A 15370-nucleotide genomic window follows, 5' to 3' on the forward strand; every position below is an offset into this window, starting at 1 on the left:
AGTAATACCTCATGACTGAAAAATCACTTCAATTTGTGTACCTTTCCCAACTTCCGATGTAATCAAAAGCTGGTGTCCGAGCTTATCACAAATCTCCTTTGCGATATAGAGTCCCATGCCGGTAGATTCTCCAGTTTTCCGGCCGTTTTCACCGGTAAAGAATGCCTTCATTACACGGGGTAAATCAGATTTAGGAATGCCGACTCCTTCATCACGAATGAATAAATGGACATGCTGTTCTTTTTGCACCGCAGTAATATACAATTTCTTATTCGGCTCAAATGTATATTTCACTGCATTTGTAATGAACTGTCCAATTAAGAAGTTCAGCCATTTTATATCGCTCATTACGATTAAATCCTCATCAATCTTCACTTCCGGAAATACCCGGTTGGCGATAAACAGACGTTTATTGTCATTCACATTAGACATAATCGCCGATTTCAGCGGTACTTTTCCGATTTGCATATCATCCGAAAAGTTTTCCAAACGTGCATTCACTAAAACCATTTCAAGACCGCGCTTCAAACGTTCGACTTCTTCCTGCACACTTTTTTTATCAAGCTCTTCTTCCTGCTGCAGCAAAAGCTCCAAAACTGAGACCGGTGTTTTCATCTGATGTACCCACTGGTTCATAAACTTATATTGTCTGGACTGGGTCGCATAAAGTGCCTGTACTTCATGCTGATACAATTTGTACAGCTCATGCAAATAGCGCTCAGTCTCCATATATTCCATTGTTTTCGCATTCTTTTGAAGCGCATCTTCCATCGTTTGCGGCAACGTGGAAATCTTCGCCAAATAACGGCGTCTCAACATATAGCGCAAGACTAAAAATGAAATAATTAACAGAAGGCTGATCGCTATCGCATAAATGGCGGTCGTGACACTGCGAAATCCATCTAGCCAAAACAAAGAAAGTAAAAATAATGTTAAGACGATTTGAAAAATCAGGTAGGAAAGATGCTCCTTCACAAATAATTTGACCGCCATTACATTTCCTCCGAGCTCAATAAAAAGCGATACCCTGCTCCGCGCACTGTTTCAATAACAGATGAAATGCCATAATCGGCCAGCTTCTTTCGAACACGCGTCATATTTACATTTAACGTGTTTTCATCAACAAATGCCTGATCATCCCACAATTCTTCCAACAGATGTTCACGTGATACGACTTTTGGCGCTTGTCCCATTAATAATCCTAAAATAACACATTCCTTTTTTTGAAGCGGAACGATGAGCTCCTTCAATTGAAGTTCCATCCGTTCCAAATACAATGTTAACTGTCCTTGTACAATTTTCCGCTCTTCCTGTCTTGCAGAATATTCTCCATATGTACGACGCAAATGGCTGCGAATTTTAGCAAGTACAATTTCATAGTTAAACGGCTTTGTAATAAAGTCATCTCCACCGTTTTCCAATGCAAATATTTGATCCATTTCACCCGAGCGAGCCGAAATAAATAAAATCGGACATTTCGTAAATTGCCTCAACTCACGGCACCAATAGTACCCATCATAGGAAGGTAAATTAATATCCAGTAAAATTATATGAGGCGAAAACGCTAAGCATTGTTCCATTAATGAATCAAAGTCTTTAATCGTTTCGACTTCGTATTGGTATTTTCTCAATGTGTCTGCGAGTAGTGCAGCTATTTTAGGATCATCCTCAACGATGAAAATTCGATGTTTTTCCATCTGAATGACCTCCTTTTCAATAGGTTTTAAAACTAAATTATCCCTACATAAGTTATTTGTTCATATTGTTCCATTGTATCAAAAAAAGGGGGCTCCCGAAAACAGGAGCCTCCCTTTTCATACTCTCTATTACGTTCATGATGATTGACAGCAGCTGCTAGTAAATTAGATGAAGGAAATCCTCTTCCGTGATCCCGCCAAAGTATACCGGGATTTCAATATCTTTCAGCTTTTCTGCAATTGCGGCACGGTCATATTTCGTCCCTACCAATAATTGCGCGACCTCATCTACATCACCGACACCAAAGAAATCTCCGAAAATTTTCGCCTCTTCAATAACACCTTTATTCACTTCTAAGCGAATATCCAGGCTTCCTGAAGGGTAACGCTTCGTTTTTTGAATGTTAAAGCGCGGTGATTTTCCGTAATTCCACTCCCATAACTGGTAACGGTTTTTTGAAATTTCATGGATGTTTTCCCAATCTTCTGCGGTAAGCTCGTAGTATTGAATATTTTCCTCGCCACCGAAAATAGATTTTAAAATTTCCATACGGAACTCTTCTACTGTAATTTTTTCTGGAAGGAAATCAATAATGTTCGCAACACGCGAGCGAACTGATTTAATTCCTTTTGATTCAATCTTGTCCTGTTTTACTTTAAGTGAGTTCACGACAGCATCAATATCCAGATTGAACATTAGTGTCCCATGACTGAACATGCGGCCGCGCGTTGAATATTGGGCATTGCCCGAAACCTTTTTCCCTTCAGCCAAAATATCATTACGGCCTGAAAGCTCTGAATTAACCCCCAGTTTTGCAAGTGCATCAACAACAGGCTGGGTGAATTTTTTATAGTTGCTGAAGCTGTTGCCGTCATCCTTTGTCAGGAAGCTGAAATTCAGATTGTTCAAATCATGGTAAACTGCACCACCGCCGGAAAGGCGACGTACGACAAGGATTCCATTTTCTTCAACGTAATCTGTGTTGATTTCTTCGATCGTGTTTTGATTTTTTCCGATGATAATCGAAGGCTGATTAATATAAAACAGTAAAAAATCATCCTTTTCGATATCCATGTTTTTCAGTATATACTCTTCTATTGCCAGGTTAATACGCGGATCTGTAATTCCTTTATTATCGATAAAATACAAGAGGCTCACTCCTTCAAAAATCGTCCATTTATATTTTAACTTAAATTAGGCATTTTGTGTTGACGAATTAAATCTGTTATAATACAATACAATATATAAACAGAAGTAGTATAACAGAAACTTAAAGGAGGCATGCACAATGTTAGAAAACGTAGTGGAATTTTTCAAGAATTTACCTGATAAAATTTGCGTTCAATGCGGTGATAAAATCGAAGAACAAAGCGAGTGCTACAGCAACAATTGTGATAAATGTAACTCTCTTTAATTCTTTACACACTGTTTAATTCGTATTACTGACAACCTTCATCTTAGGACTAGGATGAACCTATAATAGCTTACATTTTTATTGTAAACCCCGCTCAATGTTTACAATAAAAAATACGATTCGCTAAATAGCGAATCGTTTTTTTATGGTTACAACTATAAAGATTAAGCTTCCTGTACTTTTGAATAACGGCATCTGTATAGAAGCGCACAGAACGCGAACGAGATTGCTCAATGCCCCGGTTTTTTTCTGTATAAAAAAAGCATGGATTCAGGGGGAAAACCCGGATCCATGCTTTTTCATTTTATAGTTCTGTATGTTGTTTTGAATAACGTTTTTTATAAAGCAATGCAAAGTAACCGAACGTGATTGCTAAGCATGATATCATAACTGCACCTAAAATCGACCAGTTAAACATTAGGAATGATGTATCACCAGTTGAAATGGCTGCTTTGAAGCCTTGTACAGAGAATGTCATCGGTAAAATTTTATTGAAGAAATGCAATTGCTCTGGTACTAGCTCAATCGGGAATGTCCCTGCACTTGTTGTTAATTGAAGAATCAACACGACGATGGCAATAAATCGTCCTGGATCACCAAATACAGACACAAGCAATTGAACCATTGCTAAAAATGTAAAGCTAGTTATAATTGTTGTCAGAATGAACTGCGGCATATTATTTACCTCAAGTCCAAGCCCCCAAACGACAATTGCAATCGTTATAAATGATTGCACCAATCCAACACCGATTAATACAGTTACTTTACTTACAAACCAGCTTGCACTGTTTTTCGGGATAACGGCTGGTTCAACAAATGGGAATACAATCGAAATTAATAATGCCCCAACGAATAATCCTAAAGAAATAAAGTATGGTGCAAAACCTGTACCATAATTCGGTACATGGTTTACTGAATCTTTTTCGACTTCCACTGGAGAACCGACCATATTGTACGTATCTTCAGTCGGATTTACAGCGGCTTTTTCGCCAGCTTCCGTTAACTTTTCAGATAAAGTTGTCGTACCATCCTTCAACTCTTTCGTACCATCCGCTAAAGTAGTAGAACCTTGTGCTAACTCACCTGACTTTTCTGCCAACAAGCTCGTACCGTCATATAATTTATTCGAACCATCCACTAATGTGTTCAAACCTTGTGCTAATGTGTTGGCGCCAGTTGCCGCACTTGATGCACCTGCCGTTAGTTCATTTAGTTTTCCGGCGATTGTCGTATTGCCTTGTGCTAATGAATTGGCACCCTCTATTAGCTGTGCTGAATTTTGCTGCAATTGTGCAACACCTGAAGTTACTTGTTGTTGCCCTGCATTTAATTTACTTGCACCTTCACTGATTGCCGCGATTTTATCGTCCAATCCATTTGTTCCTGCATGCAGCTGACTTAAACCGCCACTTACTTGTTTACTGCCTTCTTGCAGCTGCCCTAGTGCGGCTTTTAATGCTGCTTGATTTTCTTCAGGCAACATAGGTAATATCGCTTCCAGTTGACCCGCCAATTGATCCATACCGCCGGCTACATTAGCTGAACCATCTGCGAGCGCTTTTACTTTGTCATCGATATTCGCTGTACCTTGTGTTAATAATTTCAGGTTTTCAGCTAAGCTCGCCTGACCGGATGTAAGGTCCTTTTGTCCGTTTGCTACTTGTGCAACACCATCAGTATAGCTTTCAATACCTTGCTGCAATTTATTGGCGCCATCTGCTGCAGATTTTGCTCCTGTTTCAAGTTGGCCGCTGCCATCCGCAATTTTTGCTACACCTGCCGCCAGATCGGAAGCACCTTTCGCAGCATTTTTAGAACCAGCAACTAAAGCGTCAGTACCATCAGATAATTGAACAGAGCTTGATGCCAATTGTTCTAAATAGCCTTTCAGCTCATCAGCGCCAGCCGCCAGTTTCGCGGCACCTTCATCCAGTTCCCCTGCTCCATCTGCTGCCTCGGTAAAACCGTCACCAAGCTGTGTAATGGAATCAAATAATTTTTCTGCATATGTTGCTGAAACTTGCGTATTTACTTCCGCTTTAATACGATCCATTGCAGTTTCACCAATTTGTGCGCCTAAAAAGTTGAAGCCTTCATTTGGAATATAATCAATAACCAATCTTTGTGGTTCATCATCTAATAATGTAGTTGCATGCTCTGAGAAGTTTTCCGGAATTTTAATTAAGATATAATATTTCTGATCCTTTAATTTTTGGTCCGCTTCCTTTGCTTCAACTTCCTCAAACCTGAATTGCTCGCTATCTATCAGCTTATCGACCAATGTTTGACCGAGCTTCATTGTTTCCTCATCCATCACAGCACCTTTGTCTTCATTGACAACGGCAACCGGCAAGTCCTTTAAATTGGCATATGGATCCCAAAATGCCCATAAGAACATCCCGCTGTACATAACAGGAACAAAAAGAACGGCAATTACTGAAATAAGCATTTTCTTTGTTTTAAAAATCTTCAGCCATTCTGCTTTTATCACACTAATTTCCTCCTTATAAAACTATATGACCAATATCGTCATTTGGTCATTTCATGGTAAAAAGAAACCACTTCACTAGGAAGTGACTACTACTTTTTCTTTGCCAAACCACGGAAAATGGTTTCGCTAAATAATGTCAGAATTTCTTGTTCGTTGAGTGGTTCATTATGTGTCAACTGCCAGTCTACAATAAAAGCCAAATACGATTTAAACAATAAAAAGGCTACATGCTCAGGATTACAGTCAATGACCTCACCCTTTGCAATGCCGTTACGAATGCGCATCGAGACGTATGAAATGATTTCCGACTCGATTTTCAACAGCATTTGCTGTACTTCAGGAGTGCCCAGTGCTCTTTCCTCATCTATTAGTTTGGCAAACAGTAAATGACGCTCACGGAACTGCAGCATTTTCATTAATGCTGTATGGGCATTTTGCATAAAGCTCGCACTTACATCGATTAGCTGATCTGTTTCGCGTTTCATTTCACCGATTAAATGGAATACAACTTCCTGAAACAGCTCTTCTTTATTTTTAAAAAAAGTATAAATAGTCCCTTTCCCTACATTTGCTATCTTAGCAACTTGCTCAATCGTTGTTGCTTTATAGCCAAATAATGTAAAGGATTTTGTAGCAGCTATTAAAATTTCATGTCGACGATCCATAAATCCACCTCCTCAAAAAAAGTGACCAAAAGACCACTTCGGTCATCCAGTCACTATTATACACCGTTCTTCTCATATTGCAATATTTAATGGTTATGATCTTCTTCTTTTTCTTCTTTATTTTCTTCGTCATGTTCCATCGAATTAGAGCTTGTATCTTCCAGTACTTTGCTCATATCTGGGTTGCCGACGATCAGCTCCTGTTTGGGCATCACATGCATGCCGCGCGCCGTCGTATGGGCAAACATATAGTATACGCCATCATGGTCAAACGTATAGTCAGCGACATAGATTCCGTCTTCTGTCAGTTCTCCGTCCAGCATCTCCCCTTCATCACGAAGGCCGGATTCCCATACTTCAAACTTCACTTCTTTTGCATCATTTACCGCTTCTTCTTCTTGAGTAACACGTGCCGATAGCTGTATCGTTTCCCCTACGTTTAACTGTTCTGCTGTTTGAATATCTACTTCGACGATTGCCGGCACCTCGGCAGTATCAAGTGTTTCCACTTCAGGGTCATCGCCACATGCTGCCAATAAAAAAGGGACTGCTACTAAACTGTAAAACCATTTTTTCATCATTAAATCTCCCATCCTTGTTAACTATTATGTATTTTAATGCAATCTTTCCCCATCCTTACTAGCGTACTAAAAAATACGTACAGATGCATACGATAATTAAGGTAAATTTGTGAACCATTGAAAAATTATCCAAATAAAAATGCTGCACTAAAAGCGGTTCACCTTTAATACAGCATTCTGTTCAATTAGTCTATTGAATTATTACATTGCTACTTTTGACTTGGCAAACTGGCTGAGTAATTGCTCAGCAGTATGTCTCCCTTGCAATACACAGTCCGGAATACTAATCCCCTCATAGGAGCTTCCTGTTAATAAGACATTCGGAACCTCTTGATAAAATTGTTCTTTCATAGTAGACATGCGCAATTCATGACCAATTGTATATTGAGGCATTGCTTCTTTCCACCGGGCAACTGTTGTCAGTAGCGGCTGGGCATTCAATCCCACTGCCCGCTCTAAATCTTGCAATACAATTTTTTCAATTTCACTGTCGGGCAGCTCTACAATCGATTCGTCCCCTACACGGCCAATGTACACTCTAAGTAGTTCCTGGCCATCCGGTGACACATTATCCCATTTCCGGTGACTCCACGTACAGCTTGTAATTGCAAAATGACTATTGCGTGAAACGAAGAAGTTAAGTGCATCTTCATATTTCTGCATTGAACCTTTTTCAAATGCCATCGTAACCGTGGCAATTGTGGCATAATTCATATCCGGAACTTTCAGCATTGTCGTTGAGTCCGGGAAGATTTTTTTCGTTACATTAAACGGTGTCGTCACGACGATTTTATCTGCTTGAATCGACGTTCCATCATTCAATTCTACAAGATGGGTATCATCATTATTTTTTTCAATGGAATTCACTTTCAATCCTTTTAAAATCGTTACATCGGTTAAAGCTTTTTCCAATGATTCAATTAAGGATTCCAATCCATTTTCAAATGATTCGTAATGTAGTTCACCTGGAGTATCCACGAGTGCGTAAATACCTTTTCCGGTTTTTTTCATACCGAGCAATAAGCTGCGATATTCTTTTTCCAACTGATAAAACTGCGGGAACATCGATTGCATGCTAAGATGGTCGACATCACCTGCAAAAGTACCCGCCAACACCGGCTCAACTAAATTTTCGACCACTTCTTTACCAAAGCGCCGATTGAAAAATTCACTAATCGGTTCGTCTGCAGCATGCGGTAATTTCGGCAACAACAAATCTCCTGCTGCACGGAATTTCCCCATTAAAGATAGAACATTCGATGTCATAAACGGGAGGATTTTAGGTGACCCTCCGAGCAGAATATTACTCGGAATTTGGTGTAACTTGCTACCAACTGCGATAAATGTTCGACCATAATTATTTTGAATCATCTCATGTTCGATATTTAAATCACGTGCCAACTTTCGGACACTGCTACCTGTATCAAAAAACGATTCAGGCCCACGTTCGATAATATATCCATTTTGACGTACAGTATGGATTTTACCACCTAAACGTAGTGACGCTTCAATCAACACGATATCTATCGGTAAATTATGCGCCTTCGTTTTTTGCTGTAAATAGTATGCCGTCGTTAAACCAGTGATCCCACCGCCAACGATAACAACCTTCTTCCTTTTTAAAGTCACCCTCATCATCACTCTCTACTATTCCGCTAATTTTTTATTGATAGCATCTACCATTGCATCAATGAATAAAGGATGTGTATTTGGCATTGTCGGGCGATAATAGCTTGCACCGATTTCGTCACATACAACTTTACACTCAATATCATTATCATAGAGCACTTCTAAATGCTCTGTTACAAATCCTACTGGTGTATAGATGAATGCTTTATAACCTTTTTGCTCAAATAATTCCTTTGTTAAATCCTGTACATCCGGTCCTAGCCACGGCTCGGGTGTTTGTCCAGCTGACTGCCAGCCTACTTCAACGTTTACAATATCAGAAGCCTCTTCAATTAAACGTGCTGTTTCAACTAACTGTTCTTCATACGGATCGCCTGCAAGTTTAATTTTTTCCGGCAACGAGTGGTTTGATACGATTAAGCAAGCATTTGCGCGCTCTTCTTCTGTCATTTTTGCCAGCTCGCCATTCACGGCATCTTTCCAGAATTCAATAAACTTCGGTTCATCATACCATGCTTCAACAGAAGTGATATTTAACGTACCACCTAACTTTTCAGCTGCTTCCTTCGCTCGTCCATTGTACGATTTAATTGAGAAAGTTGAGAAGTGTGGTGCTAAAACGATCGATACCGCTTCAGTAATACCTTCTTTCACCATTGCTTCTACTGCATCTTCAACGAATGGTTCAATATGCTTTAAGCCGATAAATACTTTATATTCCACTTCGTCCTGCACTTCGTTTAAACGCGCACATAATGCATGGGCTTGTGCTTCCGTCATTTTCGCAAGCGGAGAAATACCGCCGATTGCACGGTAACGTTCAGTTAAATCGTCCAAATGTTCCTGGCTTGGTTTACGGCCATGACGAATATGTGTGTAATAACGTTCAATATCTTCTTCTTTATATGGCGTACCATAAGCCATTACTAATAAACCGCGTACTTCTTTCATGTAAGTTCACCTCTGCATGTTTTTTAACACGTTTCTTTTTTAATTAGTTATTAAAGGTTTTTCATCCCATTAACTTGTTGTTTTTTGGGTGCTCTCCAGTCAACCTTCATCTATCTAGTTTTCTCACCTTCACCGGTGAATAATCATATTTATATTAGTATTTGTATTATGAACGTTTTGCGATTTGTTCGCGGCTGTATTCGTGTACAAATGTAGTTAGTCGTTTTAATACAGCTGGATCTACTTCCGGGAAGACGCCGTGGCCTAAGTTGAAAATATGTCCACCTGTATGCGCTAAACCTTGATCGACAATATCTTTCGCTCGTGCTTCGATTACGTTCCAGTCTGCCAGTAATAATGTAGGATCCAAGTTCCCTTGTACCGCTTTTGTTACGCCGCGTGCTTCTGCTTCACGAATCGGTAAACGCCAGTCCAACCCTACTACATCGACTGGCAGGTCATGCCATTCATTTACTAAATGCGATGCACCTACACCAAACTGGATTAGCGGCACATTCAATGCGCGCAATTCAGCAAAAATGCGTGTCATCGTCGGTTTGATAAAAATACGGTAGTCTTCAACATTCAATGCTCCAACCCAAGAATCGAAAATTTGGATTGCTTTTGCACCGGCTTCTACTTGTGCTGTAATATCCACAATAATCATATCAGCCAGTTTTTCCATTAAAGCAAACCATGCTTTTGGCTGCGAAACCATGAATGATTTAGTTTTAGCGTAGTTTTTGCTTGGGCCGCCTTCAATCATATAGCTCGCAAGCGTAAACGGCGCACCGCCAAAACCGATTAACGGAACATTTAACTGTTCTGTTGTTAACATTTTAATTGTCTCTAACACGTAAGGTGTATGCTCCTGTGCATTGAACTCACGTAAGTTTTCCACATCAGCAGCTGAACGGATCGGATTTGAAATAACCGGACCAATCCCTGCTTTTATTTTTACATCAATTCCCATTCCTGGTAAAGGGGTAACGATATCTTTATAAAGAATCGCTGCATCTACATTGTATTGTTCAACAGGTAAATGCGTTACATAAGCACATAACTCCGGCTGCATTGTAATCTCTTCTAATGAATATTTTTCTTTTATTTCACGATATTCTGGCTGTGAACGGCCTGCCTGGCGCATAAACCAAACTGGTGTATGTTCTACTTGCTCACCGCGAGCAGCACGTAATAATGTGTCATTAAATTTCATCATTTTTGATTTCTACCCCTTAAAGTAAATTCTTTTTTATTCTATACCTTAAAAACGTCATTGATATCCATCATCGACTATAAACTTTTCATAAATAATTGTATAGATTTCTTGAATAAATGTCATAAATTTGTCTCTTCTGCTACAGAACTTTTTGACAAATGGCTTGAACATCTTTATAAATGGAAATAATAGTGTAAAGGAGGTCAGTCATATGAATTTTTATGTAACTTCAGGAACACCTGACTATATGGAAAATTTAATTGCAAAAAATCCACAGCACCCTTTAATTTTATTACACGGAAATGGTAATTCAGTGGTGTTGCATGAAACAGAGAACAAATCTATTTTCGCAGTACCCCGCAAGTTTGAAGTAATTGCTCAAGATGGACAGTTTACACAAAAGGGCTATTATACTTTTTTCAATATGCCCATTATGTCAGATGAGCGCCCGGTTTTCGAGAAAAAAGCTCTCGATGTCATCCCTGCTTTGAACTCCAATGACGCTGTAATTGCCTATCGTTTACTGCGTCCGATTAAAGCAGAAACCTATTTATTTATTATTCAATGGGGCGGGCCTGCTTCTTATGAAGTTTGGAAAGGCAGCAATGAGTATAAGACTTCATTTGCCCCTATCTTTGAAGGCACGACACAAGTGTTACAGTCGATGTTTAACTCATCATCCTATATTACGACATATAGTGCAGCTTCAAAAGAATAATGCTTTTATAAAAAATGCTACGATTGTGTTTCGTAGCATTTTTATATAAAATAATACATATTTAGAAAATATTTCGTTTTCCGAACTATTCTGCTTCTCACTAAACAAAAGGCGGTTATTATGTGAAAATACAAATTCAGTTGTTTAAAGCTTTCTTTGTTTCAGGAATTCTTGGATTCGGGGGAGGTCCGACAATCATTCCATTGCTTCATAAAGAAGTGGTTGAAAAATATAAACTTATGACAGATGATGATTTTTCTGATGTGTTATCGATTGGAAACACATTGCCTGGTCCAATTGCGACAAAGATGGCAGGCTACATTGGTTACCGTATAGGCGGTTTTCTCGGATTAATTAACGCTCTGTTTGCTTCGGTTATGCCTACTGTACTATTAATTATTTTATTATTAAATTCATTAAACCAATTCAGTAACTCTGACTTTATCAACAACATGTCTAATGGCGTCATACCCATTGTGACAGTGATGATGGGGATTTATGCATTTGACTTTTTAAAGAAATCGCATAAAGCTTTAGGTCTAAAAATCAGCGCAATTATTTTCGTATTCAGTTTTATAACGATTGTTGTATTCGATCTCCACCCTGGGATTATCATCGGTTCCCTCTTAATATTGGCGCTGGCATTGCCCAATAAAGGAGGAAAAGAACAATGATATTTTGGGAGCTTTTTATTGCATTTTTAATACCGAACCTTTTGGCATACGGAGGCGGGCCTGCTTCAATCCCGTTAATTGAACATGAAGTGGTAGACAGGTATGAGTGGATGACGCAAAGTGAATTCAGTGAGTTTCTTGCTTTGGCAAATTCATTGCCCGGTCCTATCGCAACGAAGATGGCGGGTTATATCGGCTTTGAAGTTGGTGGTATTTTAGGGAGTATTATAGCGTTATTTGCGACAGTAGCCCCTACCCTGATTTTAATGATCACACTTTTGAATCTTCTACAAAAATATAGAGATTCGCCTAAAGTAATGCGGTTATCAAGCTTTGTATTACCTGCAATTGCCGTATTATTAATTACATTAACATTCGATTTCGCCAAGTCTTCCTATGAATCAAATAAATTAATTCCAACGTTTTTAATGATTGTCGGCAGCTATATTGCTCTGGAAAAATTCAAAGTTCCTTCTATTATAGTAATCGCCGCCGGATTATTAATTGGCGGATTTCTATTGTAAATTAACTTGGTTAATAAAAAAATCGCTAACCTCTACTTAACTTATACGTAGGGTTAGCGATTTTTTATTTTGACATTCTCATCGTCAATTCACTGACTGCAATAATGACAATCGGAATGAAATAAAACTGTGGCTGCATTACTGCACACAGTGTCACAATAATAGCCTGTACAATGCTCAATTGACGAAGCAGTTTTGCAACAGCCTGCTTTCTCGTATCACGGGGAATCGGGTAAAGCATGTCCATTCGGAAATCCCCTGCTGACATAAGTGCATACTTAAGCTGAAGCGTTGTCGCAAATGCCAGAGCACCGACAACAATCCAAGTTACAAACGGAATTGTAATAAACATGGCTACAACAGCTGAAATTGCTGTTAATCGCACCCATAAATAAAAATGGTCGTCTGTACGGATAAACGTACGGTAAATTAAATAGGCTTGCGTGTTTTCCTTTTTATAGCTGATCGCTTTATATGCAATATCCAACCAAGCACGACGTTTTACAGAGCCCTTTAAATGCGGAACATCTGTGAAGTAGTTGGCAAAGCGGTAAAAACGCATCATGCGGTTTTGCTCGAGCTTAATGAAATGTTCGTAAGGTACTGGATTATCCTTTACTTTTTTCTTCAATGTAACTGTATAATAAGCCATCATAACGAGAAATACGATGCCAATCAAACCGTCTGCCAATGTCATTTGAATTCCGATAATCGACACGATCGCCCGTACGAAACGGTCCATTAGTACGGCATTCCCACGATTTGCATAACGGTAATTGAATTCGGCGCGCACATTAATAAATTTCAGCACCGCAATAAATAGAGCTGTCAGCCAAATTTCAGCTACGCTAAGTGTCGTAACTTCTTTCAATAACGGAATCGTTATAATATACAGAACGACCGGCAACAATAGCTGTGACCAAAACGTCCAGTTCATCGCCTTTTTGAAATAGTTCGGCATTTGGCTTTCTAGCGGCAATAAGTATACTTGATCGGGTTCTTTCAGCAATGTGACAGGTCTACTTAATGCAACTAAGAACCCGATCACAAGGGCAATGAGCCATTCTGCCGGAAAATCAGGCTGCACGACCTTCAGCCATTCACTGTACTGATATCCCCCTGCCCCTGCGATAAAGACAAGGACAATCGCAATATGCCCTGTAAAGACGAAGCGCATATACTTCATCACTTCGCCGATGTAATGCTCGAAGCGCTTAGCCCATACACTATGCATGCTGTTCATTGTCCTGCTCCTTTGTCATTGCAATATACAAATCATCCAGTGTCGCAGTCGGCATATTGAACGCTTTGCGCAAATCATTCATTGTTCCTTGTGCACGAACACGTCCTTCATGAAGTAAGATGATGCGGTCACAATGTTTTTCTGCAGTCGATAAAATATGTGTCGACATTAAAATCGATGCACCTGCACGTTTTTTATCGTCCATTTGGTCAAGCAATGACTGGATGCCGAGCGGGTCTAAACCGACAAACGGCTCATCGATAATATACAGACTTGGATCGACTAAAAATGCGCACATAATCATTACCTTCTGGCGCATCCCCTTTGAAAAGTGCGACGGAAACCAATTTAATCGCTTCTCCATACGGAATTCCTTCAATAAAACTTTAGAACGCTCATTCAATGTTTTTTCATCTAAACCATATGCCATTGCCGTTAATTGTAAATGTTCTTTTAATGTTAATTCTTCATATAGTACGGGTGTTTCCGGAATATAAGAGAAGCTTGACCGGTACTTGTCCAAATTCTCTTTTAACGTCACACCGTTTAAACGGATTTCACCAGAGCGTGGTAAGAGCGTGCCAATAATATGCTTGATCGTCGTACTTTTCCCCGCACCGTTTAAGCCGATTAATCCAACGAGCTCTCCTTTGTTAATTTCAAATGATAGATCTTGAATCACAGGTTTTCTCGTATAACCACCTGTTACATTTTGCAGTTGTAAAATTGTCACAGTCGTCACTCCTCTTTTCTAAAATTTAGTTTATCAAAAGCGAATAAAATTGAACACTGAATGCAACACTCAATTCAAAGAACATAAAGTGAAACTTCATTCAGCGGGGATTTTTTTCGGGAAATGCTGCCTCCGCCGCCACGTTTTCAAGGACCCGTTAACACCGGTTTAAAAGTAATTCTTTCATATAAGAAAGTAGTTTTCCAAATAATCTATGATAGAATAAAGAAAAATAATAGTATGTTCACCATAAATTGGGGTTGTACAGTTGATGTTCATTGCGGGCGCACACTTTCCGACGGATTCTGACCCACTGTATACCTTTCAACTTACAATAGCATTATTTTCTAACTTCTTATGGTGAAAATCAAAAATAAAAAAGGAGCGATAAATAAGATGAGTGATTGCTTATTTTGCAAAATAATTGCCGGTGAAATTCCAAGTATTAAGGTTTATGAGGATGAGCATACTTTTGCCTTCATGGACATTGCCCCGTTGACAAAGGGCCATACACTATTAATTCCGAAAACACATTGTAAAGATCTATTTGAAATGTCTGAAGATGTGGCACGTAATTTATATGCCGCTGCCCCAAAAGTTGCTAATGCCATTAAAGCTGCTTTTAACCCGGCTGGTATGAATACGATTAATAATAATGGTGCTGAAGCAGGTCAAACCGTTTTCCATTACCACCTGCATCTCGTTCCGCGCTATGACGAAAAAGATGGACTAGTGGTCAACTGGAATGGTCGTTCACAGGAATTCCCGCCAGATGTGCTTTCAACACTTTCTGAGGAAATTAAATCACACTTATAATTGCTCCACTCAGT

16 protein-coding genes are annotated in these 15370 nt (G+C 39.3%); 5 read left to right on the forward strand and 11 right to left on the reverse strand.

Annotation, left to right across the window (positions count from 1 at the left end; translation table 11 throughout):
- Positions 1–9: 9 nt before the first annotated feature.
- From MHH37_RS17675 to MHH37_RS17685, 3 genes are all read right to left on the reverse strand, one after another.
- Positions 10–993, reverse strand: a complete 984-nt coding sequence (locus tag MHH37_RS17675; RefSeq protein ID WP_342574081.1) for a sensor histidine kinase — start codon at positions 991–993, stop codon at positions 10–12.
- The gene (locus MHH37_RS17680; protein ID WP_342574083.1) at positions 993–1697 is read right to left on the reverse strand and encodes a response regulator transcription factor; all 705 of its coding nucleotides are present in this window, start codon (positions 1695–1697) and stop codon (positions 993–995) included. Before MHH37_RS17680 ends, MHH37_RS17675 begins: the two co-directional genes overlap by 1 nt.
- 157 nt (positions 1698–1854) lie before the next feature.
- Positions 1855–2847, reverse strand: coding sequence for a lipoate--protein ligase (locus tag MHH37_RS17685; protein WP_342574085.1), 993 nt, complete (start codon positions 2845–2847; stop codon positions 1855–1857).
- A gap of 139 nt (positions 2848–2986) precedes the next feature.
- Between MHH37_RS17685 and yhfH the strand changes: the two genes are divergently transcribed.
- Positions 2987–3112 carry a protein YhfH gene (gene yhfH / locus MHH37_RS17690; RefSeq protein WP_008406441.1) on the forward strand — a complete coding sequence of 42 codons (126 nt, stop codon included), beginning with the start codon at positions 2987–2989 and terminating at the stop codon, positions 3110–3112.
- 304 nt (positions 3113–3416) lie between these two features.
- Here yhfH and MHH37_RS17695 read toward each other — a convergent pair whose 3' ends face one another.
- From MHH37_RS17695 to hemE, 6 genes are all read right to left on the reverse strand, one after another.
- The gene (locus MHH37_RS17695) at positions 3417–5603 is read right to left on the reverse strand and encodes a YhgE/Pip domain-containing protein (protein WP_342574088.1); all 2187 of its coding nucleotides are present in this window, start codon (positions 5601–5603) and stop codon (positions 3417–3419) included.
- An 89-nt stretch (positions 5604–5692) separates the two neighbouring features.
- Positions 5693–6268, reverse strand: a complete 576-nt coding sequence (locus MHH37_RS17700) for a TetR/AcrR family transcriptional regulator (RefSeq protein WP_008406443.1) — start codon at positions 6266–6268, stop codon at positions 5693–5695.
- Between the two features lie 86 nt (positions 6269–6354).
- Entirely contained in the window at positions 6355–6846 is a 492-nt protein-coding gene (locus MHH37_RS17705) for a FixH family protein (RefSeq protein WP_014822751.1), read from the reverse strand.
- A gap of 204 nt (positions 6847–7050) precedes the next feature.
- Positions 7051–8484: a protoporphyrinogen oxidase gene (hemY, locus tag MHH37_RS17710; RefSeq protein ID WP_342574089.1), complete on the reverse strand. Its 1434-nt coding sequence runs from the start codon at positions 8482–8484 to the stop codon at positions 7051–7053.
- A gap of 12 nt (positions 8485–8496) precedes the next feature.
- Positions 8497–9429 carry a ferrochelatase gene (hemH, locus tag MHH37_RS17715; protein WP_008406448.1) on the reverse strand — a complete coding sequence of 311 codons (933 nt, stop codon included), beginning with the start codon at positions 9427–9429 and terminating at the stop codon, positions 8497–8499.
- 166 nt (positions 9430–9595) lie between these two features.
- The gene (gene hemE, locus MHH37_RS17720) at positions 9596–10648 is read right to left on the reverse strand and encodes a uroporphyrinogen decarboxylase (protein WP_008406449.1); all 1053 of its coding nucleotides are present in this window, start codon (positions 10646–10648) and stop codon (positions 9596–9598) included.
- 211 nt (positions 10649–10859) lie between these two features.
- Between hemE and MHH37_RS17725 the strand changes: the two genes are divergently transcribed.
- The 3 genes from MHH37_RS17725 (at position 10860) to MHH37_RS17735 (ending at position 12564) form a co-directional block, all read left to right on the forward strand.
- The gene (locus MHH37_RS17725) at positions 10860–11366 is read left to right on the forward strand and encodes a Target of RNAIII-activating protein (RefSeq protein ID WP_339263201.1); all 507 of its coding nucleotides are present in this window, start codon (positions 10860–10862) and stop codon (positions 11364–11366) included.
- A gap of 122 nt (positions 11367–11488) precedes the next feature.
- On the forward strand, positions 11489–12040 hold the full coding sequence (locus MHH37_RS17730) for a chromate transporter (RefSeq protein ID WP_008406451.1): 552 nt from the start codon (positions 11489–11491) through the stop codon (positions 12038–12040).
- Positions 12037–12564 (forward strand): chromate transporter, encoded by a 528-nt coding sequence (locus MHH37_RS17735; protein WP_342574092.1) that lies wholly within the window; start codon positions 12037–12039, stop codon positions 12562–12564. Before MHH37_RS17730 ends, MHH37_RS17735 begins: the two co-directional genes overlap by 4 nt.
- 64 nt (positions 12565–12628) lie before the next feature.
- Here the strand turns inward: MHH37_RS17735 and MHH37_RS17740 are convergent, their stop codons facing one another.
- Positions 12629–13807, reverse strand: a complete 1179-nt coding sequence (locus tag MHH37_RS17740) for an ABC transporter permease (protein ID WP_342574093.1) — start codon at positions 13805–13807, stop codon at positions 12629–12631.
- Positions 13791–14540 (reverse strand): ABC transporter ATP-binding protein, encoded by a 750-nt coding sequence (locus tag MHH37_RS17745; RefSeq protein WP_342574094.1) that lies wholly within the window; start codon positions 14538–14540, stop codon positions 13791–13793. The genes MHH37_RS17740 and MHH37_RS17745 overlap by 17 nt, the downstream gene beginning before the upstream one ends.
- A gap of 357 nt (positions 14541–14897) precedes the next feature.
- Here MHH37_RS17745 and MHH37_RS17750 point away from each other — a divergent pair, with 357 nt between their 5' ends.
- A complete protein-coding gene (locus tag MHH37_RS17750) occupies positions 14898–15356 on the forward strand; it encodes an HIT family protein (RefSeq protein ID WP_148271492.1) in 459 nt (152 codons plus the stop codon).
- Positions 15357–15370: the final 14 nt, after the last annotated feature.

Source organism: Solibacillus sp. FSL K6-1781 (genome assembly GCF_038630735.1).
Classification (GTDB): domain Bacteria; phylum Bacillota; class Bacilli; order Bacillales_A; family Planococcaceae; genus Solibacillus; species Solibacillus silvestris.